We start from the raw sequence: 23239 nt of genomic DNA, 5'->3' as shown, positions 1-23239 counted from the left end.
CGATTGATAAGACGTAACTCCTGATTGCCGAAACGCATTGGTTTTTGAGTCACACCAAAGCAGGCAAAACAGCAGATCAGGCGGCGATGTTCGACAACATCCGGTCATGCCCCATCGCATTTACATGTTGAGGCTGCGCATCGAGGTGTGCGTCCGAAGACTGCGGTCATGCCGAGTGCCGCCAAAGGCGGCAATCGGCATCGCTCAGGTCGCGTCTGGTCGCGTCGACTTCTTCGATTTGCCAGCGCGCGCAGTGACCGGCTTCCTGGTGACAGGACGAATGCTCATCGGCCGTTCCGCGCGGCCAGATGACGCTGCCTGGCGCTCTGGCGGCCCGAATTGGGCGCGGCATGACGGCGACAGCTCGGCCTTGCGGCGAACCATGCAGGCGGTGACACGATCGACGTCGGGAATGTCGGAACTACAAAGCCGGAACGCATCGCCTGTGCATGCCTGCTCCTGCTCGGCGGTATAGGCCCGTGCGGTTACGGGGACTAACAGCGCGGCCATTACGATCAGTACGGCAGAGATGCGTGGATCGAGATCAATCCCTCTCATCGTCCCCTCCCCCTCGTTGCCGCAAAGTGTGATTGAAGGAGACCGGATTCGCAAGCAACAGTGCCACGTCGTGCTACCGATCCGGCGCGGCAAACCGCAAGCGAGCGCACGCCCGGCGATATATCCGTCGAAATACGGAGACCGGGCTCAGGCTTCCGCGGGCAAAGCTCTGCGGCCACGCCCCGGCCACAGCCATGCGCGAGAGGTCGCGACGGGTGGGACGCGGAGCACGGATAGAGGTGAGCTTGCGAACGGCCCAGCGATGGTCCCGGCCATGGTACAGTTGGGTGGGCTCGAACCACCGACCTCCTGTTCCACAGACAGGCGCTCTAACCAACTGAGCTACAACTGCATCCGCCATGGGACTGCCCGCGAGGGGCGTCCGAACGGGCCGGAAACTAGGTGCAACGGGCGAATTTGGCAAGGCCGAGAACGGATAAAGTCCCCTGCCATGACTGCGTTTTTTGACGCCGTTTCGGCCCGAGCGAGCCCCCGTTCAAGCGGGGAGCCCAGAAAGCATCGAACCCGGCCGCAACGCGCCCGGGTTCTGGATCTACCGCCGTCCATGCCGGCGCGCGGCCGCATCGCGCACCTGGCGAGACTTGAGGCTGCCTCAGGCCGCCGTCTTGAACAGCTTGGTGGCGCTTTCCTTGATCGGCTCGACCGTCTCGGCCGCAACCTTCTGGCCGAGCTCGCCGAGCTCCTTGGCCTGGGCGGTGAAGGTCTCGAACTGCTTGCGCGCGAAACCGGTCCACAGCTCCATCGCCTCCGACGGCGACTTCACACCGAACAGCTCCTGGGCGAAGTCGAGCGACGCGGTGGTATTGGCCTTCGTGAATTCCATGACCTTCGACGAGTAGACGCCGGCGCCCTTGCTGGCGTTGGCGAAGAAGGCCTCGATGGCGGAATTGTGGGTTTCCGCAGCGTCCTTGAACTTGGCGTAGTTCTCGCGGGCCTGCGACACGCCTTTTTCGGCGAGCGCGCGTACCTGTTCGGGAACCTCGAACGGAATGATCGACGCGGAGAAAGGATCGGTGGCATTGGTCATGGCATGCATCCTTCGAAACATTGAGACTGGACCGGCCCGGCAATCGGGAAGTCACTTCGGATCACGCAGAGGAACCGCCCCTGGGAGGTAACAACCTCGCGTAGAGCTATATCGTGGCGCTTTTGTGCAACGCAACGGAAATTCCACTATCAGGAACTGTTGCCGCGCCCGCTTCCAGAAAAAGGGGGATCGAGGCATGTCTGATCAGGCCTTGGGCTTGGTTGCGTCGATCGCGGCCTTGCCGATGGCCTGGCCGACTTCGCTTGCCTGTTCGGCGAGCGATCGCATCTGGCCCTGAACGAATTCGCTGTGCAGCCGCAGCACCTCGGGCAGGTCCTTGGCGTGGACCAGCGATTGGGCGTAGTCGAGCGACGACTGGACGTTCTTTTCCGCGTAGGACAAGACCTTGGAGCCGATGTCCTTGGCTCCGGCCCGCACTGTCGCACCGCGCTGTTCGAGCGAGCCGGCCGTCGCCTCCGCTCCGGCCAGAAACTTCTCAAACGTCTGACGTGCCTGGTCGAAGCCCGCCTCCGCCATTGCCCGCACGTCTTTCGGAATTTCGAACCGTCGTCCATCGTCGGTCATGCTTTCCTCCTTCTGAAGTCCCGATTGGCTGCGCCCTCGTCTCTCAGCAGCTTTCCCGCTGCCGAGCGGCCCCGAACCAGTCCAGGGTATCATCGTGCTATCGAGAGCCGAGATTGCACGGTCCATGCCGGTTTCGCCGCGATTCCGAGCCCGGGGGGCTCACGAGGAACACATTAAGGTTATCCAAGCTTTAGCAGGACAGGAGTGCGGCCCCGCCGTGGACCTCGGCCCTCAAAACGCGCGATAGTAACGAATTCTTAACGCTTCCAGTTCCGGCCGCCGGTCATCCACGGCCGATCAACATCACAAGAGCCGTTCGCCGTCGTCGCCCATGACCCACGCCGATCTCGAATTGCAGGCCCTCAGCGACCCCCGGCTGGCCGTCCACGCCGCCGGTAGTCTGCCGGCCTGGCTATGGTCGGCCGATGGCGGCCGTGTGCTGTGGGCCAATGCGGCCGGTGCGCGCGCCCTCGGTGCGACAAGCGCAGCGGCGCTGATCGCGAAAACGTTCGGCCCCGCCGACGCGCATCGCCGCCAGGTCGCTCAATTGGGACGGCGGCTGCCCGAGACCGGCGCTTTGCGGCTGGAACGTCTACGTGGTTTCGGCGCGCCGCTCGGCACGCTCGCGACCTGCGGCTGCGCCAGGATCGACCTGCCCGATGGCACGCGCGCGGTGCTGATCACCAGCACTGACGGGGGTGGACGTAGCTTCCCACTGGCGGATCGCCTGAAGCGGCTGGCGGAGACGAGCGAGCATGCGCTGATCGCATTCACCCAGGACGGCCAGTTCGCCGGCATTAGTTCAGCCGGACGGCGCCTGTTCGGCATGCGCGACCTGACCGAGCCGGATTTCGTCGAGATACGCAGGGCGGCGCTGGCCGATGGCATGGCCGAGGTGACGTTCGGCACGGAGCGCGCAGCGCTCTACCGCATCGGCCGCGGCAATCAGGTCGGGCTGGTGGCCGTCCCGATGCCGGCCCCTGCCGACGAGATCGAGGCACCGGGCTCGGCGCCAATACCTGAGCCAACCGCAGATGCCGCCCCGGCATCATCAGCCCCCGTGGATGTTGCCGCTGGGCCCGCGGTCGTGACTTCGCCTCCTCTTCCGATGGATGCAATGACTGAACGCCAAACCGACGACGAATCCCCCGCGCTGTCGAACGACGCGCCGGCCGAGTTCCTGCTGATTGACGATCCGGCCAAAGCTGATCTGTTCAAGGCGCCGGCGCCGCAAACGGAAGATCACGCGCATCCTGCCGAATCCGGCGCGGCGGAGCCTTTAGTCGGCCGTCGCCATCCGCTCCGATTTTCCTGGCAGATGGATGCCGAGGGACGGTTCTCGATCGGCTCCGATGAATTCACCCACCTGATCGGGCGGCACGGCGCCGCCGAGCTCGGCCGTCCCTGGCATGAGCTCACTGCATCGCTAGGCCTCGATCCCGACGGGCGGGTCGGTGCCGCGATCGAAACGAAAGAGACCTGGAGCGGGCTCGTCGTCAGCTGGCCCGCCGAGGGCGAGCGGCTTGCGGTCGAATTGTCGGGACTGCCCGTCCTGGCGGAGGACAGGACCCATGCCGGCTATCGCGGCTTCGGTGTCTGTCGCGACCTCGACGCCCTGGACCGGCTGGCCGCACTGCGTCGCCCCGCATCGACCGATGCAGCCGCGACCGATGTTCCGGACGCCGACGAAACCGAGCTCGCCCAATCCGACCATGTGCGGGCCGCAGATGTGCCGCCGCAGCAGGACAACGTCACTGCGTCATCGCGTGAGGCTTCCATTGCGCCGGACGTACACCACATCGAGGGCATCGGGCTCGAAACGACCGGGAACGTGGTCCCGTTCCGCGCTCCGGGCGAGTCCAAGCATCCTGTGCTCACGCCGGTGGAGAACAGTGCGTTTCATGAGCTCGCGCGCCAGCTGTCGGCCCGCCTCGAAGGTGAGATCCGCAACGCGCCCGCGGACGTCCAGGGCGTGGCGCCCGAGCCGGGATCGCGAATGAGCGATCCGCTCGTCCCGCCGCCGCAGCAGGCTCCGTCGGCGACGGAGACGGCGCCCGATCATGGCGCGGAGCTGCAGACCGAATGGCTCACACCCGAGGAGCCGCCGGCCCAGGGCGACAGCCAGCGCGACCGCATCCTGCTCGACCTGCTGCCCACGGGCATGCTGATCTACCGGCTCGACCGCCTGCTCTACGGTAACCCGGCCTTCTTCAAGCAGATGGGCTACGCCGACCTTGCGGCCTTGGAGCAGGCCGGCGGGCTCGATGCGCTCTATGTCGAGCCGGGCGTGTCATCTGCACCCAACAAGTCCGAGGCCGGCACTCCCGTCACGATCTCGGCCGCCGACGGCTCCTCCAGCGAGGAGGTGAAGGCGGAAGCCCGCCTGTTCACGATCACCTGGGACGGCGATAGCGCGCATGCCCTGATCTTCGCTCCGTTGCCCGGCCCTGCGGCTGCGATTCCGACGACCGACGTGGCACCGATGCCGGCCCCGGCCCCCGCCGCGCTGGTCGTCGCCCCGCCTCCGGCTGCGGGCCACGCCGAAGCCGAAGATCTGGCGGCGATCCTCGACGTCACCGCCGAGGGCATCCTGATGTTCGACGCCGGCGGCAACATCCACGCCTGCAACCGCAGCGCCGAGGCGCTGTTCGGTTACGATGGCGCGGCGCTGGTCCGCCGCAACCTGATCGAGCTGTTCGCACCGGAGAGCGCACGCCTCGTGCTCGACTATCTCGACAGCGCGCAGCAGTCCGGCGCGTCGAGCGGGCTCGACAAGGGCCACGAGGTGCTCGGGAAGATCGCTCAGGGCGGCGTCATTCCGTTGTCGATGGCAATTGGCCGGACCAGGACCGACGGTCCGAATTTCTTCGCCGTGTTTCGCGATCTGTCGCAGCTCCGCCGCGGCGAAAGCGAGCTGCTGCAGGCCCGTCGCGTCGCCGATCGTGCCGCCAACGCCAAGGCCGACATGCTCGCCCGGATCAGCCACGAGGTGCGCGCGCCGCTGAACGCGATCATCGGCTTTGCCGAGGTCATGATCGGCGAACGTTTCGGCACGATCGGCAACACGCGCTACGCCGAATACATGAAGGACATCCGCGCCTCGGGCGAGCGCGTCGTGTCCCTGATCGACGATCTCCTGGAGCTGTCGCGCATCGAGACCGGTAAGCTCGAGCTCGCTTTCACCAGCCAAAATTTGAACGAGCTGGTGGAGGGCTGCGTCGCAGCGATGCAGCCGCAGGCCAACCGCGCCCGCATCATCATCCGCACCTCGCTGTCGCAACTGCTGCCGCCGGTGATCGCCGACGTCAGGGCGCTGCGCCAGATCGCGATGAACCTGATCTCGGCCTCGATCTCGCTGGCCAATCCCGGCGGCCAGGTCATCGTCTCGACCGCGCTGACCGATTTCGGCGAGGTCGCGCTGCGCGTGCGCGACACCGGTCATGGCCTGAACGATCAGGAGGTGGCCGCCGCGCTCGAACCGTTCCGTGCGCCCTCGGCGGCCGAGCAAGGCTCCGACGGCGCCGGTCTCAGCCTGTCGCTCACCAAGGCGTTGGTCGAGGCCAACCGGGCGCAGTTTCACATCAAGGCGGCGCCGAAATCCGGCACGCTGATCGAGGTGGTGTTCTCGCGCGCCGTGGCGCGCAATCAGAGCACCGGCTGAGCCGATCCCGCCCGTCGCACCGCCAGTGAACGACGCTTGAGGCCGAGCAGGAGCGGACCGAACGCCACCACGAAGCCGGCGAAGGCAATGATCCAGGCCAACGCCGCGACGTGCAGCAGCGCCTCGGCATGCGTCGGCGCCAACACGGCGCAGACCCGCGTGACCGCTGCGACGATGATCGCCAGATAGATCGCCTGGGTCGCGGGCGCGGCCGTCAGCGCCTCGCCGGTGTGGCCGAGCGTGGCCCGCGTCATGACGGCGAGCGTCGTGATGCCGGCGGCCCCGACCATCCAGGCGTGCAGCCCCGCGCTCGGCAGAATCCATCCGAGGCTGGCGGCGGCCGTGAGCAGGAAGCCGAGCGGCACGAACAAATAGCCGACATGCAGGATCACCAGCAAACGCTCGCGCAAGGTGCGATCACCGGCCCAGCGCGCGAGCCTCGCCCCGTGCAGCGCGCCGGCCGCAGCGAGCGCGAGCGCCGTTGCCGCACTTTCGGGAGCCAGGATCCAGCCGAGCAGGCTCAGCGCGCTGAACAGGACGGCGGCAAGGTCGAAGCGGCCGAACGGCACCGGCAGCCGGCCGGGATTGTGCTTGACCAGCCAGTTGCGGGTGAAGCTCGGCGTGATGCGGCCGCCGATCAGTGCGAGCAGCAGCACGATCACGGCAACGCCGATACGGATCGCGTAGTCGGCCGAACCGCGCAGATGAGCCTCGACATGGAACGCGATGTTGCCGGCGCACAGCACCGTGACGATCGCGACCACCGGCAGATTCCGCCAATTCCGCCCGGCGACGATCTCGCGGGCGGCAGCCAGCACGACGAGCACCAGGAAGCTCGCATCGATCAGCATCGCGGCCCACCACGGACCGAGCGCAGACATCGTCACCGCCAGTCGTCCGGCCATCCAGACCAGCACGAGGGTGAGCAGCGGCACGCCCCGGATCGGCAGCCGTCCGGTCCAGTTCGGGATCGCCGTGAACAGGAAGCCGGTGACGATGGCCGGCAGGTAGCCGTAGAGCATCTCGTGCACGTGCCAGTCTCGGGGGGCAAAGCCCGAACTCAGCTTCAGCTCGCCGTAAAAGGCCGGGAGCCAGATCAGGATCGCCAGCGCAGCCTGGAGCGCGCCGAGCAGAAAGAACGGCCTGAACCCGTTGGCGAGGACGGTCCAGCCCTGATAGTTGCGTGGAATGGCCATGTGCATGCTCGCTCGATGGGCGACGGGAACCGCGCCGATATGGCGCTGTGTGCTTAACATGTAGTTGCGCGTCGTCCGATATGGCTTGCGCCAGCACAAACTTCCGACGGATCGCAAAAACGTGCTATTGAGCGGGCAAAATCCGCCGTCGGCCCGGAGAATATCATGGCTTCCATCGACCGCTCGCTGGTCGCGCATCTGCCGCTGTTTGCGGGGCTGTCCGCGGAGGATCTGACGGATGTGCTGCGCGAAGCCCGTTCGATTCGCGTTCCACGCAACGGCGCGGTGTTCGAGCAGGGCGCCGATGCGATCTCGTTCTTCCTGCTGCTGCACGGCCATGTCCGCGCCAGCAAGACGACGCCGACCGGCGACCAGATCGTGGTGCGCTACGTCGTGCCCGGGGATACGTTCGGCGTCGCCCCGGCCATCGGCCTGCAGCACTATCCGGCGACTGCGACCGCCGTCGACGACAGCATCGTGCTGGCCTGGCCGTCCGCCGCATGGCCGAGACTGGTCGCGAGGTTTCCGTCGCTGGCGGCGAACACGCTGCAGACGGTCGGCCAGCGGCTGCAGGAAACCCATGCGCGCGTGATCGAGATGTCGACCCAGCAGGTGGAGCAGCGCATCGCGCATGCGCTGCTCCGGCTCGCCAACCAGGCCGGCCGCAAGCTCGATCATGGCGTGCAGATCGATTTCCCGATCAGCCGGCAGGACATTGCGCAGATGACCGGGACGACGCTGCACACGGTGAGCCGCATCCTCTCCGGCTGGGAGCAGCTCGGCCTGGTCGAAAGCGGGCGTCAGAAGATCGTCCTGCGCGAGCCGCACAAGATCGTGCTGCTGGCGCAGCAGGGCGCCGGCGATGCGGCCGCATCGCGTAGCTGATCACGCGCAGGCACACAGCGCCGAGAGGAACGCGTCGGGATCGACGCCATGCTCGTGGCAGGCATCCGCGACGTTGTGAAAGCAGGCGATCGGGCAACCGACGCAACGCATCTGGAAAGCAAGAAAGACGCCGATGGTCTCCGGGCTTCGCCGCATGACATCGTCGACCAGTTCATCGAAGGAGATTGGCATGCGCGCCTCCATTCCAAGTCCAGCGCGAATGGTAGCGGGCATGCCGTTGGCGGTCTTTGTCGCGGCACAAGCACCGCGGCACCTCGACGGTCAGACCGCCCGGCTGTGCAGCTGCTTCGACGCGTCGAGATGCGCATCGAACGCCGCGGCGACACTGCGCACCAGGAACCGGGAATGCTCGGTCACCGCGAGCGCACCGCCGTTGAGCTCGACCACACCGTCGGAGATCAACGATTGCAGCCGCGGTGCCGATCTCAGCATGTCGTCGGTGTCCGTGCCATGGCGGGTGCAGATGACATCGAGGTCCACGCCGTAGTCGCACATGATGCGCTCGATGATGTCGGCCCGCAGGCGGTCGTCATCGGTCAGTCCATAGCCTTTCACGGTCGCGAGGCTGCCGGAGGCGATCTTCTGCTCATAGGCCCGGACCTGCGGCGCGTTCTGGACATAACCTTGCGGCAGCTGCCCGATCGCCGAGGCCCCGAAGCCGAGCAGCAGATCATTTGCATCGGTCGTATAGCCCTGGAAATTGCGATGCAGGCGGCCTTCGCGGAACGCGATGGTCATGGGATCCGTGGGCAAGGCGAAATGATCGAGCCCGATCTGCACGTAGCCTGCGTCCTTCAGCGCGTCAGCGATCGCGCAGGCCTGATCGTAGCGTTCCAGGCTGTCCGGCAACGCCGAGTCCTGAATCTTGCGCTGGTGCGTCTTGAACGATGGCACATGAGCGTAGCCGAACACGGAGAGCCGGTCGGGGCGCAGGTCGATGGCGCGCCGGACGGTGTCGAGACACGACTCAACGCTCTGATGCGGCAGTCCGTAGATCAGGTCGAAGTTGATGCCGGCAACGCCGGCCTGACGCAATCCGTTCGTGGCCGCCGCGGTCTGCTCGAAGCTCTGCACCCGGTTGATGGCCTGCTGCACCCGCGGATCGAAGCTCTGCACGCCCAGGCTGGCCCGATTGACCCCGCTCACCCCCAGCGCCGCGATCATCTCCGGCGTCAGCGTGCGCGGATCTATCTCGATGGCGATCTCCGCCGACGGCAGCACGAAAAAGGAATGGCGCAGCGATCCGACGAGATCGACAAAGGACTCCGGCGCCATGATGGTGGGCGTGCCGCCGCCGAAATGAATGTGCCCGACCTGCAGCCGCCGGCCGATCTGGCGCGCCACCATGTCGACCTCGCAACGCAGGGCCGATTCGTAGACCGCAATCGGCTCGTCGCGTTTGGCGACCATGGTGTTGCAGCCGCAATACCAGCACATCGAGCGACAGAAGGGCACATGCAGGTATAACGATGCCGTCGCGCTCGCTGGTATCGCGCGCAGCCATTCTGCGTAGGTGGACGGGCCGACCGCGGCGGAGAAATGAGGCGCCGTAGGATAGCTGGTGTAGCGCGGGAGGCGCTCCTGTCCGTAGCATGCTGCAAGATCTGGTCTCATGTCCTGCCTGTCACCTGAGCGTATCGACCTGGGGTTGGGAGCTTCTTGACACAAGGCAAGAGGGACGGCCTTGAGCTTTCTCAAGGCGCGGCCGGCAGATACCTGTTGACGCAGTAGAACGCCGGTGATCACCGCGGACTTTGCGCTTCCTCAAAGTGGCCGGCTCATTTCACGTCATCATTGATTTGTTGACGATTCGAGGAAGCCGCAATGGAAGCTCTGCAACTGCTGATCCGTTCATTTGCTCTCCTCGCCGGCATCCGCGGCCATATCCCCCAGTCCGACGGCTTTGAATCGTTCCGCGACGAGTCGGGGCCAACGGGCCTGCTCGGCAACATCGCCATGTTCATGACCACGGTGTTTTGCATCGCGGCAGCAGTGGCCTTCGTTGTGTTGCTGACGGTGCGCTGGCTGAGCTGATGAGTTCGGGAGCCCATTGTCGGTCCAGGGCTCTGCTCTGAAGCGCGCATCATAGCGCCCGCGATTCTCGTGCTGTATCGGCAAACGGATAGAGGCCCGTCTAATCGCGTAGTCGCGCGGGACAGTCTGCCCCGCTTTGCTCCGCACCCTGTCCGGCCTCCCAAGAAACTGCGCGCCGATGCAACTCATTAGCGCTCTGCGCGGGTACAGTCGCGCCAATCTCGCTCGAAATCCGCCGTCTGATTCCGCAATTGCGAAGTTGCTTGTTGCAGCACAAACAAGCCGAGTTCCAACGGGAGCATGCTGATTGCGGCACTACAACAGATCCAATGAAGGAGCGATCCATGTTGACCCGCCGCACCGCCATGTTCAGTGCAGCCATCGCCGCGATGATGATTGCGGCTCCCGCTGTTGCCGAGGACCTCAAGCTGCCGCGCCAGAAGGTCGATCTGGTGGCTCCGCCGTTCGTGCATGCGCACGAGCAGGCGACCAAGCAGGGACCCAAGATCATGGAGTTCAAGCTCGTGGTCCAGGAGAAGAAGATGGTGATCGACGAGAAGGGCACCACCTTCCAGGCCATGACGTTCAACGGCTCGATGCCAGGCCCGCTGATGGTGGTCCATGAGGGCGACTATGTCGAGGTGACCCTGGTCAATCCCGCGACCAACAGCATGCCGCATAACATCGACTTCCACTCCGCGACCGGAGCGCTGGGCGGCGGCGCGCTGACCCTGGTCAATCCGGGCGAGCAGGTCGTGCTACGCTGGAAGGCGACGCGGACCGGCGTGTTCGTCTACCACTGCGCCCCGGGCGGACCGATGATCCCCTGGCATGTCGTCTCCGGCATGAACGGCGCCGTGATGGTGCTGCCGCGCGACGGTCTCAATGACGGCCGCGGACACGCGCTGCGCTATGATCGCATCTACTACATCGGCGAGCAGGACCTCTACGTCCCGCGCGACGACAAGGGAAACTTCAAGTCCTACGACTCGCCCGGCGAAGCCTATAGCGACACCGAGGAGGTCATGCGCAAGCTCACGCCGACCCATGTGGTGTTCAACGGCAAGGCCGGCGCGCTCACCGGAAAGAATGCGCTCACGGCCAATGTCGGCGAGAACGTTCTGATCGTGCACTCGCAGGCGAATCGCGATAGTCGTCCGCATCTGATCGGCGGCCACGGCGACTATGTCTGGGAGACCGGAAAATTTTCGAACGCGCCGGAGACCGGGCTCGAGACCTGGTTCATCCGCGGCGGCTCGGCGGGCGCCGCGCTCTACAAATTCCTGCAGCCCGGCATCTACGCCTACGTCACCCACAACCTGATCGAGGCGGCCAATCTCGGCGCGACCGCCCATTTCAAGGTCGAAGGCAAGTGGAATGACGACCTGATGACGCAGGTCAAAGCCCCGGCGGACATTCCGACCGGCACGACGAACTGATCGGCCCAGGGGGGCCGGCGTATCCGGCCCCCACTCTCCTGAGTGTGCTGCCATGCTGCTCGCTTTCAAGATCAAGCTCACCATCGCCTGCGTCGTCGGATTGGCTGGCCCGACCGCAATGGCACCGATCCTTGCAGATCTGCCAAACCGCGCTGCGGGCCTCGACGGCCCTGCCCTCACCGAGATCGCACCCGGTGCGATCGCCTACCGCGACTCTGGTGACCATCTCCGCAGCGGGCGGCAGGCCGAAGCTCCCATCACGACGGTCCGCTTTGATCATCCGCTGACGATCATGACGAACCAGGTCAGTGCCGCAGACTACCACGCCTGCGTCCAAGCGCATGCGTGCCGCGCGCTCGATCGCAACGTTCCCATCGCCATCGATCGCCCGGCCGTGCAGGTGAGTTGGCATGACGCGGTGGCCTACGCTGAATGGCTCTCACGCCGGACCGGCCACAGCTATCGTCTGCCGACCGATACCGAGTGGGCCTATGCGGCGGGCAGCCGCTTCAAGGACGATGGCGTCTCGATCGACGACGCCGATCCCTCGCGGCGCTGGATTGCCCGCTACGAACGGGAAGCCGCCCTGCAAGAGGACTCCGAGACGCGCGGCTTCGGCGGCTTCGGCATCAATGAGCACGGCGTTGCTGACTTGGCGGGCAATGTCTGGGAATGGACCTCGACCTGCTTCACACGCAAGATGCAGGATAGTGCAGGTCGCGTCACCAAGACCGTCAGCAATTGCGGCGTGCGGCTGGCCGAAGGCGCGCATCGAGCCTACGTGACCGACTTCATCCGCGACGCGCGCGCCGGCGGCTGCGCCTCCGGCACGCCACCTGCCAATCTCGGCTTCCGGCTGGTCCGCGAACAGCCTTCATGGAGCCGCAGCCTGACGCAGCGCCTCAGCCGGCTCCTCGGCGCCATTCGCGCCTGACGCGACATGCTCAGCCTCAAGCACGCTCGACAGCAGCCGACGCCGGTGCCGGATCGGCGGTGCCCTGACACTGGCACAAATGACAGTCATACAAAATCAACTTTCGGTTGCGAGATGTAAGCTACAAACGTTAGACAATTTCCGTTGAGAGACGCGATGAGCGGACCAGGAGGCGAGTGTGAATTCTCGACATCCGCCGGTCTTCTTCACGTCCGACCTGCATGGTTACGGAATTGGCAACACCAGCTGGTTCGACGACGATTCGCCTCGCGCACTGGCTGGACGCTGCCTCATCGACGCGCTCGAATATCTGCGGACATCGCCTAAGTTCGCCGCCAAGGACTGGCATGTGGTGAATGCGGGCGCGGCGCGTCTCGTGCACCAATGTCTCACGGACGGCGCGCTGGCGCGCAAGGATATTCTGGATCGTGTGGCTCCCGCCATCGAACAGGTTTGCGCACGGATCGTCGCGAGCCGCCAATATCGCATTCCGTTCTATGGCGACGACTTCTGGGACTGGGCCAGTGTCGTCGACGGCTTGTTCGAGGTACAGCAGGTTTCGGTGACCGCGGCCCAGGTGGCAAGACGCGAGCTCGACCAGTTTCGCAGGACGGTCCACATCCGCATGCCCAGCGGTCTCTCGGTCGGCGACCCCGAGCACGAATGGTTCGGACCGGCGATCGCAACACGCGCCTATCGGCTGCTGGATTCCCGCGCATCGGGAATGGATCCCGACCTGCGCAACGAGTTGCAGGCACAATCGCTCGAACGCATCGAGCGCGGCAGGTATCGCGGGAGGCAGGTGACCCCGTGGCAATTGAGCTGGCACTACGGTCAGGTCGTCGGCGAATTTCAGCGTGCCGCCAGCGAGCAGGCCGCCGAGCTGGCTGATTTTGCCTGGCTTGCCGTTCCGCTCGAACTTGGCAAGCGCGCCCAGGTTCTCGCGCGCATCCTGCAAGGAGCCTACGCCGTCAAAGACCGCAGAACCGTCCAGCAGGCCTTGGAGGAGCTCTACCGTTGTGAGACACCCGGCCGCCCGCTCGGCCAGGGCGTGATCGGCGCCGGCATCGAGGCCTCCCTGGATGTGCTCGAAGCGCTGTGGCAGCAGCTCGATGGTCGGGAGAAGGCCAGCATCAACGCGATGCTCGACGCGCTGCGATTTCTCCATGCCAAAGCCAACACGATCGGTTTCGTGGTCGAAACGCCGGAGGATATCGAAGCCCTGGTCCAGGCCATGGGCCCGGGCACACTGATTGAACAGCGCAACGCGGCGCGCGCCATCATCAGGCATTCCTGCTTCCATGCGGTCGTATGCCTCGGGCGATCGATGGCCGAGGTGGCGAGCGCGGCCGCAGTGGCGATCGAAGAGCATGGGGCGCAGTGGCTGATCATGCCGGGACGGGCCGAGGCACTGGGACCGAATCTCCCGCACGTCTCCCGCGGCCCGCGATTCGTCGGGGCCGGCCCCGGTGACCTCGTCATTGCCACCTCGGTCGCGCCATTCCGGATTCAGATCAAGCTGCGCGACGCGCTCAGCATTGCCGAGCCGCCCTCGGTCGATGACAGCGGAATGATCATTCCGGCCGACCCCGAGCTTTGCCGCCTCGCGCACGAGGCCACGGATGGCATGCTGGATGACATCGGCGTGTTCTTCGAAGGAATGACAGTGACGTGCGATGGCGACGGCACGGATGCCGAGATATCAGCAGCGTTTCCAGGTGCGCTTGCGACGGACAACGTGGCCTATGCGATGGGGCTGATCTGCCTCAGCCGCAGTGTGCCGTGCCTCATCATCCAGGGGCTGGCGGAGACCGCGCCGCCCGCTGCTGCGAGCCCGCCACGGCATGCTGCGTGCCGGCTCGCCGTCAAGGTCGCGGAGATGCTGTGCCGTCGCTGGTAGTCGCGCCCTCAGGCATTCTTGAGCGCGATCCGGAACTCGGCTTCGGTCTTGGCCTTGACCTCGTCGAGCGTCACGCCATCGGCGAGCTCGATCAGGGCCATGCCGTCATTGCCGTGCTTGTCGATCGTGAACACCGCCAGATCGGTCACCACCATGTCGACCACGCGCTCGCCGGTCAGCGGCAAGGTGCACTGCTTGAGCAGCTTCGGGCCGTCCTTGGCGCTGTGCTCCATGACCACGACCACGCGCTTGACGCCGGCGACGAGATCCATCGCGCCGCCCATGCCCTTCACCATCTTGCCGGGGATCATCCAGTTGGCGAGATCTCCGTTCTGGGCGACCTGCATGGCGCCGAGGATCGACAGGTCGATGTGGCCGCCGCGGACCATGGCGAAGGATTCAGCTGACGAGAAATAGCTGGTGATCGGCAGCTCGGTGACGGTCTGCTTGCCGGCATTGATGAGGTCGGGATCCTCCTCGCCCTCATAGGGGAACGGACCCATGCCGAGCATGCCGTTCTCGCTCTGCAGCGCGACGTCGACGCCCGGCGGAATGAAGTTGGAGACCAGCGTCGGAATGCCGATGCCGAGATTGACGTAGTAGCCGTCCCGCAGCTCCTTGGCGGCGCGCGCCGCCATCTGCTCTCGCGTCCAGGCCATCAGACTTCCTCCCCGGCTGCAGCGGCGGCTTCACGTTTGCGCACGGTGCGTTGCTCGATGCGCTTCAGTTCGGTTCCGACCTGGATAATGCGCTTGACGAAGATGCCGGGCGTATGAATGTGGTCGGGATCTATCTGGCCGGCCGGCAGCAGATGCTCGACCTCCGCGACTGTCACCCTGGCCGCAGTGGCCATCATCGGATTGAAGTTGCGCGCGGTCTTGCGGTAGACGAGGTTGCCGGCGGTGTCGCCCTTCCAGGCGTGCACGATCGCCAGATCGGCGAACAGGCCGCGCTCCATCAGATATTTCTCGCCGTCGAACTCCCGCACCTCCTTGCCCTCCGCGACCAGCGTGCCGACGCCGGTCTTGGTGAAGAAGGCCGGGATGCCGGCGCCACCGGCGCGGATGCGCTCGGCCAGGGTGCCCTGCGGGCAGAATTCGAGCTCCAGCTCGCCGGCCAGATATTGCTGGGCAAACAGCTTATTCTCGCCGACATAGGACGAGATCATCTTCTTGATCTGCCGTGTCTCCAGCAGCCGGCTGAGGCCGATGCCGTCCACCCCGGCATTGTTGGAGATGACGGTGAGGTCCTTCACCCCGGACTCGCGAATGGCGTCGGACAGGGTTTCTGCGATGCCACAAAGACCGAACCCACCCGACATGATGGTCATGCCGTCCTTGAGGAGGCCAGCAAGGGCGGATTTGGCGTCCGGATAGACCTTGTTCATACGGAAATGACCTGATGCAGAGCGGCGACCGCGCGGATATCGACCGGATTATTAGGCGAAATCTTCGCAATGCGTCAATGATGCCTTCCCAACGCGCACATCCTGCTTTAGCTGTGGCGCCAGCCTGCGCCTCCGGGGCGATCCGGAGTCAGGAATATCGGGGATCCGCCGCAATCCGGCCACACCGGCGGCGTGGCCTTGAAAGCGTCAAGAAAGCGCATCAAGTTGTTGATGTTGGCAGGGGTTTTCGGCGCACCCTGCCCATCCCGCGCAACCAGCGATCCGACGATCCCAGGACATGTCCGTGACCATGGCCCAAGGAATGAGGCGCCTCGGCACACCGATCGCGGTGCTGCTGGGCATCGCGTTCGTGGCCCTGCTGGCGAGCTCCTGGCTGGTCAATCGCGAGGCACTGCGGCAGGCGGTGGAGCGCCAGATCCGCGCCGTGACCGGGCTCGAGCTCGTCGTCAACGGACATATCGACGTCTCCTTGTTTCCGGGCAGCTACGTCTCGTTCCACGATGTCGGCCTGAAGGGCAGCGGCACCGAGGATCCGGCCCTGCGCGTCGACGTGCTGACCGCCAATCTGCAATTGCTGCCGCTGCTGTTGCAGCGGTTCGAAATCGCCGATGTCATGATGCTGCGGCCGCAGATCAACGTCACCCGCGAGGCCGACGGCAACAGCAACTGGACTCCCTTCATCGAGACCATCGCGCGCACGATGCGTCCGGGGCCCGACAGCCAGATGTCGTTCTCCGAGATCCGCATCCAGGACGGCATCCTGGTCTACGAGGACACCGACCACCATGCTTCCGAGCGGCTCGACGATATCGATCTGTCGCTCGCCTGGCCGTCGATCTCGCGCTCGTTCGCGGCGACCGGGCAGTTCGATTGGCGCGGCCAGCGCATCGAGGGCTCCATCAGCGTCAGCGACTTCCTGGCTGCGCTGTCGGGGGACCGGTCGGGCTTGAAGATGCGTCTCGCCAGCCCGCCACTGAAGGTCGCCTTCGATGGCACGGTCGCGAACCGCACCAGCGCGCTGATGGAAGGCACGTTGACCGTGGACAGCCCGTCGCTCCGCGATGCGCTGCGCTGGACGGGGCAGACGCCGCTCGGCGGCGGCGGCTTCGGGCGCTTCGCCTTGCGTGCCCGCGCCAACGTGGTCGGCGCCTCGGTCGCCCTCACCAATGTCAACGTCGAGCTCGACGGCAACACCGCCGAAGGCGTGATGACCTACGCCAATAACGGCCGGCAGACGCTGCAGGCGACGCTGGCGGCCGACGCGCTCGACTTCACCCCCTACATCTCGACAGTCCGGCTGCTGGCCAATGGTGCGCGCGACTGGAACCGGCAACTGTTCGACCTCAAGGCCTTGTCCACCACCGACCTCGACATGCGGCTATCGGCCGCAAAAGTCACGGTCGGCTCCTCGAAAATCGGACGCACGGCCTTCGGCGCCAACCTGCGCAACGGCGTGCTCGCCCTCTCGGTCGGCGAGGCTCAGATGTATGGCGGCATCGTGCGCGGCTCGTTCGGAATCGCCCGGGCCGACACCGTGGCCGACGTGAAGGCTGAGCTGCAATTCAACGATGTCGATCTACAGGCCTGCGCCAACGAGATGTTCGGCGTGTCGTCGCTGTCGGGACGCGGCAATCTCAACGTCTCGCTGACGGCTTCGGGCTCGAGCCCGTTCGGGCTCGCCCAGTCGCTCGACGGCAGCGCCAATTTGCAGGGCCGCGATGGCGCGATCTCCGGCTTCAACGTCGAGCAGCTCCTGAAGCGCCTCGAGCGCAGCCCGCTGTCGCGCGGCGGCAGCTTCCGCTCCGGCTCGACGCCTTACGATTCGCTGACGATCGCGGTCAAATTCTCCGAGGGTATCGCGACCGCGGAGGACATCCGCGTCGAGAGCCCGACCGCGCGCATCACGATGACCGGTACGGCCTCGGTGCCGACACGGGAATACGATTTCAAGGGCGTCGCGAGCCTGCTGTCGTCAGGCAATGGCAGCAACGGCTTCGAACTGCCTTTCGTCGTCCAGGGCCCCTGGGAAGATCCACTGATCTTTCCCGATCCGGAAAGCCTGATCCGCCGCGCCCCGGCCGCCGCCCCTCTGCTCGATGCAGTCAAGGACCGCAAGACGAGGGATGCGGTGCGCTCGGTGCTGGAACGATTCACCGGCGGCGGATTGCGCCCGGCCCAGCCGGACAATGCGCCGCAGGCTGACGCGCCGACGGGCGGCACTCCCACCAAGCAGAACTGACCAACTCGGCTTGCTTCGCGTGCCGAGACGCGGCCGCCGCCACGACCTATGTCTGATATATTACTTCTGGATCACGTCGGGTCCCTGGGCTAGTGTCCCGCCACAACCGATCGAGCAAGATCGGCGGATCAGGGAGAGACATGTGAAATCCAGGGGAATGGGTGCGCTTTCAATCGCAGTAGCCGCCGGGCTTTTTTGCGCTGCAGCACCAGCTATCGCTCAGGACACCATCACGATCTGGTGGAGCAAGGGCTTCTACAAGTCCGAGGACGATGCGCTGCTCAACGTCGTCAAGAAGTTCGAGGCCAAGACCGGCATCAAGGTCGAGCTGTCGCAATACGCGATCCAGGACATGATTCCGAAGACGGTCGCCGCGCTCGATTCCGGCACCGTGCCCGACGTAGCCTATGCGGACACCTACGACGTTCAGGCGCAGGGCAAGTGGGCCTACGAAGGCAAGCTCGAGGATCTCACCGACATCCTGGAGCCGATGAAGTCGGCGTTCGCTCCGAACACGCTCGAGACCGCCTACCTCTACAACAACGTCGCCAAGAAGAAGGCCTATTACGGCTTCCCGCTGAAGCAGCAGAGCATGCACGTCCAGATCTGGGGCGACATGCTGGGCAAGGCCGGCTTCAAGCAGAGCGACATCCCGACCAAGTGGGAAGACTATTGGACGTTCTGGTGCGACAAGGTGCAGCCGGCGATCCGCAAGGCGACCGGCCAGCGCATCTACGGCGTCGGCCAGCCGATGGGTGTGGAATCCACCGACTCGTTCCAGTCGTTCTACACCTTCATGGACGCCTACAACGTCAAGCTGGTCGATGACGATGGCAAGCTCTTGGTCGACGACCCCAAGGTGCGCGACGGCCTCGTCAAGGCGATGAAGGATTATACCGACACCTACATCAAGGGCTGCACGCCGCCCTCGTCCACGACGTGGAAGGATCCGGACAACAACGTCGCCTTCCACAACAAGACGATCGTGATGACCCACAATTTCACGATCTCGATCGCGGCCAAGTGGTTCGAGGACTCCACCAACCCGGCGCTGACACCCGAGCAGCGCGCGGCCGGCAAGAAGGCCTATGAGGAGGACATCATCACCGCGTCCTTCCCCAACAAGCCCGACGGCACGCCGATCAAGTACCGCTCCGACGTCAAGACCGGCCTGATCTTCGCCAATGCGCCGCACAAGGCGCAGGCCAAGGAGTTCATCAAGTTCCTGATGCAGGAGGAGAACCTCGGTCCCTACGTCGAGGGCGCGCTGGGCCGCTGGTTCCCGGTGACGACCGCCGGCCAGAAGAGCCCGTTCTGGCAGGCCGACCGCCATCGCAAGGCCGTGTACACCCAGTTCACCGGCGGCACCACGCCGTTCGACTTCACCAAGAACTACAAGTTCACGATCCTCAACAATGAGAACGTCTGGGCGAAGGCGATGAACCGCGTTGTCAGCGAGAAGGTGCCGGTCGAGAAGGCCGTCGACGAGCTGATCGCGCGGCTCAAGGAGGTCGCCGGCTAGTCTCTCGCCTCGCGAGGCACTGGCGAGATCCTGACAAGACAACAAATCCCGGCCGCAGCGCATGCGGCCGGGATGGCTTATAGGCGGGAAGAGACGACCCGGGAAAAACGACCATGGCGATCACGCTCTCAGCTTCCGATTCCGCGATCGCGGAGGCGCCGCGCCCGGTGCTGCTGACACCGTCACAGGTGTGGGGCATCGTCATGCTTGCCCCCTATCTGCTCGTCTTCCTCGCCTTCGTCGTCTATCCCGTCGGCTACGGCCTGTGGCTCGCCCGGGAGCCGGCCAGCTATGTCGCGCTGTATAACGATCCCATCTTCGCGCGCGCCGCCGTCAACACGCTGATCTTCCTTCTGGTCGGCATCAATCTGAAGATGGTGGTCGCGCTGTTCCTGTCCGGCTTCTTCATTCAGCAGCGCGGCTGGATCAAATGGCTGTCGGTCATCTTCATCCTGCCCTGGGCGGTGCCTTCGATCCCGACCATCCTGTCGGTGCGCTTCATGCTCAATCCCGAATGGGGCGTGGTGAACCAGCTGATCTTCAAGTTCACCGGCGATGACGGCCCGAACTGGCTGAACGATCCGACCGTTGCGCTGTCGATGGCGATCGGCATGCACATCTGGAAGTCGCTGCCGTTCTGGACGCTGATCCTGATGACCGGGCGGCTCGCGATCTCGCAGGACCTGTTCGAGGCGGCCGAGGTCGATGGCGCCACCTGGTGGCAGAAGTTCCGCTTCATCACTTGGCCGTCGATGCAGACGCTCTACATCACCTGCACGCTGCTCTCGATGATCTGGACGCTCGGCGACTTCAACAGCGTCTATCTCCTGACCGGCGGCGGTCCCGCCGATCTCACCCACGTGTTGTCGACACTCGGCATCCGCTATCTCCGGCTCGATCAGCTCAGCCTTGCCATGGCCTCGATCGTCTGCGCGATGCCCCTAGTGCTCCCCCTGGTCTATTTCATGATGAAGCGGTTGTCGCGATGAAGCTCCCCACCCTGCGCGAGGTTGGCACCGAGGCCCGGCTGCTGCTGATCGGCATTCCCGTCTTCATCTGGACGATGATTCCGATCTACCACATGTTCCTGTTCGCGATCTCTCCGAAGGAGGACGCGTTCTCGGGTAAGCTGTGGCCGGATCATCCGACGCTGCACAACTTCTCGATCGTGTTCCACCAGCAGCATTATTTCCTGCGCGACTTCTGGATCCAGTTCGGCAACTCCGTCCTCATTGCCGCCGCCGTCGGCGCGCTGACCCTGGTGATCGCGACCTGCGCGGCTTACGCCATTTCGCGCCTGCGCGTGCCCGGCAGCCGCGTGGTGATGAACCTTGCGCTGTTCACCTATTTCATCCCGGCCGCGTTCCTCGCGGTGCCGATGTATCGCACCATGGGCAAATACGGCCTCCTCAACAACGACTGGTCGCTGATCCTGGCGATGGTGACGATCGCCTCGCCCTATGCGATCTGGGTGCTGAAACAGGCCTCCGACAAGCTGCCGGTCGAGCTGGACGAGGCCGCCGTGATGGATGGCGCCAGCCCGCTGCAGATCTTCCGCCTCGTCTATGTGCCGTTGATGATGCCCTCGCTGGTCGCGATCGGCACCTACGCCGTGCTGCTGGCCTGGAACGAGTACCTCTACGCATTCCTGCTGCTGTCGAACGACAAGGATATCACGCTGCCCGTGGCGCTCGGCAACTTCCTGGCCGCCGACGATTCGCCGTGGGAGCTGCTGATGACCACCGGCTTCATCTACGCGTTGCCGCCCGCCGCGGTCTACTATGCCTTCAAGCGCTATATGGTAGGCGGGCTGACCGCGGGCGCCGTGAAGTCGTGACGGAGCGATGAGGGTCGGATTTCGTCAGGGACGGTTCGCCGACGCATCGCGGGCGAACTGGGATGGCGACGGGCCGCGACCGATCGACTGGTTCGCCTGGTACCCGGTCGCCGACGACGCCGAGGAGACGGCGCTCCCGCTCGCACCGTGGCCGCAGGGCTGGTTCAATGCGGGACCAGCGGCCTTGAATTCGCCGCTCGCTGCAAGCGCGGACGCCTGTCCTCTCGTCGTGTACTCGCACGGCACCGGCTGCAACGGCCTGCAGTTCGAATGGCTGGCGCGCGAGCTGGCGGCCCGCGGCTTTGTCGCGGTCGCCGTCAATCATCATGGCAACAGCAACGCCGAGCCCTACCGCGCAGAGGGATTCCTCTGCTCATGGGAACGCCCGCGCGACGTGTCCTTGCTGATCGACCACATCGTCGCTCATCCCGATTTCGAAGGCCGCATCAACCTCGCCCGCAACTACGCCGTCGGCTATTCGCTCGGTGGCGTCACGGCGACGGCCCTGCTCGGCGCCATCATGCTCCGCTCGCCGTTCGAGCCCGGCGCCAATCTCGGCCGCGGACCGCGCGAGTTTCCCGATCTGGTCGATCATCTGCCGCGGCTGATGGAGAAGAGCCAGATCTTCCGCGATTCCTGGGCGCGGATGTCGGCCTCCTATCGCGATCCCCGCATCAAGGCGGCGCTGCTGCTGGCGCCGGGCCGATCGGTGCAGAGCTTCTCGGAGGAGAGCGTCACCGCGATCCGCGTGTCGACCCGCATCATGGTCGGAGGTGCGGACGCGCTGCTGCCGGCCGCACGCTGGCTGCAGGAGCGGTTGCCGCGCAGCACGTTCGACATGGTCGCCGCCGACGCCGGCCATTATGTCTTCTTGCCCGAGAGCACCGACCTCGGCCGCAGCTCCGATCCGGCCAGCTGCGTCGATCCGCCGTCGGTCGATCGCGGCGCGGTTCATCGCTCGGTCATCGCTGCTGCGTTAGAGCTGTTCGCTGTTGAGTGACGCTGCGACAACATCCTCCGTCGTTGCGAGCGAAGCGAAGCAATCCAGAGTCCTTGCTCGGCCCTGGATTGCTTCGCTTCGCTCGCAATGACGAGAAGTTAGAGCGGGGCCGCGCTCTCGCCGCGGTCGCTCGACAATTTCGAGGCGAGTGATGCGATCACGATCACCACGGCGATGACTCCGATCACCAGCGTGCAGATCGCGTTGATCTCCGGCTTTACCCCGAGCCGCACCTCCGAGTAGATTCGGATCGGCAACGTCGCCGAGCCCGGTCCGGTGGTGAAGCTCGCGATCACGAGATCGTCGAGCGACAGCGTGAAGGCGAGCATCCAGCCAGCGATCACCGCAGGGGCGATCAGCGGCAAGGTGACCATCACGAACGCGCGCAGCGGATCGCAGCCGAGATCCATCGCGGCCTCCTCCAGGCTGCGGTCGAGCGACACCAGACGCGACTGCACGACGACAGCGACGAAGCACATCGTGAGGGTCGTGTGGGCGATCGTCACCGTCCAGAAGCCGCGCTCGGCCTCCAGCGCCACGAACAGCAGCAGCAGCGACAGGCCGGTGATCACCTCGGGCATCACCAGCGGCGCATACAGCATGCCGGAGAACAGCATGCGGCCGCGAAAGCCCTGGCCGCGCGACAGCGCCACCGCGGCCAGCGTCCCCAGCACCGTCGCCGCCGTCGCCGCGGTGGCGCCGACACGCAGGCTCATCCAGGCCGCATCGATCATGGCACGGTCGTTGAAGAACTCGTGATACCAGCGCAGCGACCAGCCGCCCCACACCGTCACCAGCCGCGAGGCGTTGAACGAGTAGATCACCAGGATCAGAATGGGCAGATACAGGAACGCCAGCCCGAGCGTCAGCGAGGCGACATTGAAGCGAGAAAGGCGGGAGGCTTTAGGCATGAGCGCCTCCTCCGTCGACCCGGGCGAAGCTTTCTCCGTTCTCTCCCCCCTTGTGGGGGAG

General features: G+C 65.1%; 20 protein-coding genes and 1 tRNA gene. 11 read left to right on the top strand and 10 right to left on the bottom strand.

What is annotated here, in order from left to right; translation table 11 throughout:
• Positions 1-204 precede the first annotated feature (204 nt).
• The 4 genes from QW845_RS16590 to QW845_RS16575 all read right to left on the bottom strand — a co-directional run bounded on the left by QW845_RS16590 (position 205) and on the right by QW845_RS16575 (position 2191).
• Complete coding sequence (locus tag QW845_RS16590) at positions 205-558, bottom strand: hypothetical protein (protein ID WP_315802634.1); 354 nt, start codon at positions 556-558, stop codon at positions 205-207.
• A 275-nt stretch (positions 559-833) separates the two neighbouring features.
• A tRNA-His gene (locus tag QW845_RS16585) sits at positions 834-910 on the bottom strand.
• Positions 911-1171: 261 nt separating this feature from the next.
• Positions 1172-1606 carry a phasin gene (locus QW845_RS16580; RefSeq protein WP_315802633.1) on the bottom strand — a complete coding sequence of 145 codons (435 nt, stop codon included), beginning with the start codon at positions 1604-1606 and terminating at the stop codon, positions 1172-1174.
• A 204-nt stretch (positions 1607-1810) separates the two neighbouring features.
• Positions 1811-2191 carry a phasin gene (locus QW845_RS16575; RefSeq protein ID WP_315802632.1) on the bottom strand — a complete coding sequence of 127 codons (381 nt, stop codon included), beginning with the start codon at positions 2189-2191 and terminating at the stop codon, positions 1811-1813.
• 331 nt (positions 2192-2522) lie between these two features.
• Between QW845_RS16575 and QW845_RS16570 the strand changes: the two genes are divergently transcribed.
• On the top strand, positions 2523-5852 hold the full coding sequence (locus QW845_RS16570; RefSeq protein WP_315802631.1) for a PAS domain-containing sensor histidine kinase: 3330 nt from the start codon (positions 2523-2525) through the stop codon (positions 5850-5852).
• On the opposite strand, the gene QW845_RS16565 is transcribed toward QW845_RS16570, so the two are convergent.
• On the bottom strand, positions 5837-7048 hold the full coding sequence (locus QW845_RS16565; RefSeq protein ID WP_315802630.1) for an NnrS family protein: 1212 nt from the start codon (positions 7046-7048) through the stop codon (positions 5837-5839). The genes QW845_RS16570 and QW845_RS16565 overlap by 16 nt on opposite strands.
• Positions 7049-7213: 165 nt before the next feature.
• Between QW845_RS16565 and QW845_RS16560 the strand changes: the two genes are divergently transcribed.
• The gene (locus QW845_RS16560) at positions 7214-7933 is read left to right on the top strand and encodes a Crp/Fnr family transcriptional regulator (protein ID WP_315802629.1); all 720 of its coding nucleotides are present in this window, start codon (positions 7214-7216) and stop codon (positions 7931-7933) included.
• On the opposite strand, the gene QW845_RS16555 is transcribed toward QW845_RS16560, so the two are convergent.
• Entirely contained in the window at positions 7934-8137 is a 204-nt protein-coding gene (locus QW845_RS16555; protein ID WP_409997929.1) for a DUF1858 domain-containing protein, read from the bottom strand.
• A 78-nt stretch (positions 8138-8215) separates the two neighbouring features.
• On the bottom strand, positions 8216-9568 hold the full coding sequence (gene hemN, locus QW845_RS16550) for an oxygen-independent coproporphyrinogen III oxidase (protein ID WP_315802862.1): 1353 nt from the start codon (positions 9566-9568) through the stop codon (positions 8216-8218).
• 210 nt (positions 9569-9778) lie between these two features.
• On the opposite strand from hemN, the gene QW845_RS16545 reads away from it, so the two are divergent.
• The 4 genes from QW845_RS16545 to QW845_RS16530 all read left to right on the top strand — a co-directional run bounded on the left by QW845_RS16545 (position 9779) and on the right by QW845_RS16530 (position 14261).
• Positions 9779-9988 carry a hypothetical protein gene (locus QW845_RS16545; RefSeq protein ID WP_315802628.1) on the top strand — a complete coding sequence of 70 codons (210 nt, stop codon included), beginning with the start codon at positions 9779-9781 and terminating at the stop codon, positions 9986-9988.
• Positions 9989-10332: 344 nt separating this feature from the next.
• Positions 10333-11427: a copper-containing nitrite reductase gene (gene nirK, locus QW845_RS16540; protein WP_315802627.1), complete on the top strand. Its 1095-nt coding sequence runs from the start codon at positions 10333-10335 to the stop codon at positions 11425-11427.
• A 52-nt stretch (positions 11428-11479) separates the two neighbouring features.
• A complete protein-coding gene (locus QW845_RS16535; protein WP_315802626.1) occupies positions 11480-12361 on the top strand; it encodes a formylglycine-generating enzyme family protein in 882 nt (293 codons plus the stop codon).
• Positions 12362-12539: 178 nt separating this feature from the next.
• Positions 12540-14261, top strand: coding sequence for a hypothetical protein (locus QW845_RS16530; RefSeq protein ID WP_315802625.1), 1722 nt, complete (start codon positions 12540-12542; stop codon positions 14259-14261).
• Between the two features lie 8 nt (positions 14262-14269).
• Here QW845_RS16530 and QW845_RS16525 read toward each other — a convergent pair whose 3' ends face one another.
• Both QW845_RS16525 and QW845_RS16520 read right to left on the bottom strand, forming a co-directional pair.
• Positions 14270-14920, bottom strand: a complete 651-nt coding sequence (locus QW845_RS16525) for a 3-oxoacid CoA-transferase subunit B (protein WP_315802624.1) — start codon at positions 14918-14920, stop codon at positions 14270-14272.
• Entirely contained in the window at positions 14920-15648 is a 729-nt protein-coding gene (locus QW845_RS16520) for a CoA transferase subunit A (protein ID WP_315802623.1), read from the bottom strand. Before QW845_RS16520 ends, QW845_RS16525 begins: the two co-directional genes overlap by 1 nt.
• Before the next feature lie 310 nt (positions 15649-15958).
• Here QW845_RS16520 and QW845_RS16515 point away from each other — a divergent pair, with 310 nt between their 5' ends.
• From QW845_RS16515 to QW845_RS16495, 5 genes are all read left to right on the top strand, one after another.
• Positions 15959-17908, top strand: coding sequence for an AsmA family protein (locus QW845_RS16515; protein WP_315802861.1), 1950 nt, complete (start codon positions 15959-15961; stop codon positions 17906-17908).
• A gap of 142 nt (positions 17909-18050) precedes the next feature.
• The gene (locus QW845_RS16510; RefSeq protein ID WP_315802622.1) at positions 18051-19430 is read left to right on the top strand and encodes an ABC transporter substrate-binding protein; all 1380 of its coding nucleotides are present in this window, start codon (positions 18051-18053) and stop codon (positions 19428-19430) included.
• Between the two features lie 113 nt (positions 19431-19543).
• Positions 19544-20419: a sugar ABC transporter permease gene (locus QW845_RS16505; protein ID WP_315802621.1), complete on the top strand. Its 876-nt coding sequence runs from the start codon at positions 19544-19546 to the stop codon at positions 20417-20419.
• Positions 20416-21267 (top strand): carbohydrate ABC transporter permease, encoded by an 852-nt coding sequence (locus QW845_RS16500; RefSeq protein WP_315802620.1) that lies wholly within the window; start codon positions 20416-20418, stop codon positions 21265-21267. The genes QW845_RS16505 and QW845_RS16500 overlap by 4 nt, the downstream gene beginning before the upstream one ends.
• Positions 21268-21274: 7 nt before the next feature.
• Complete coding sequence (locus QW845_RS16495) at positions 21275-22267, top strand: signal peptidase (RefSeq protein WP_315802619.1); 993 nt, start codon at positions 21275-21277, stop codon at positions 22265-22267.
• A 98-nt stretch (positions 22268-22365) separates the two neighbouring features.
• Here QW845_RS16495 and QW845_RS16490 read toward each other — a convergent pair whose 3' ends face one another.
• Positions 22366-23178 (bottom strand): ABC transporter permease, encoded by an 813-nt coding sequence (locus QW845_RS16490; RefSeq protein ID WP_315802618.1) that lies wholly within the window; start codon positions 23176-23178, stop codon positions 22366-22368.
• Positions 23179-23239: the final 61 nt, after the last annotated feature.

The organism is Bradyrhizobium sp. SZCCHNS3002, from assembly GCF_032377435.1.
Lineage (GTDB): Bacteria > Pseudomonadota > Alphaproteobacteria > Rhizobiales > Xanthobacteraceae > Bradyrhizobium.
Note: the sequence above shows the minus strand (reverse complement) of the source record. Positions and strands in the feature narration are given on the sequence as shown.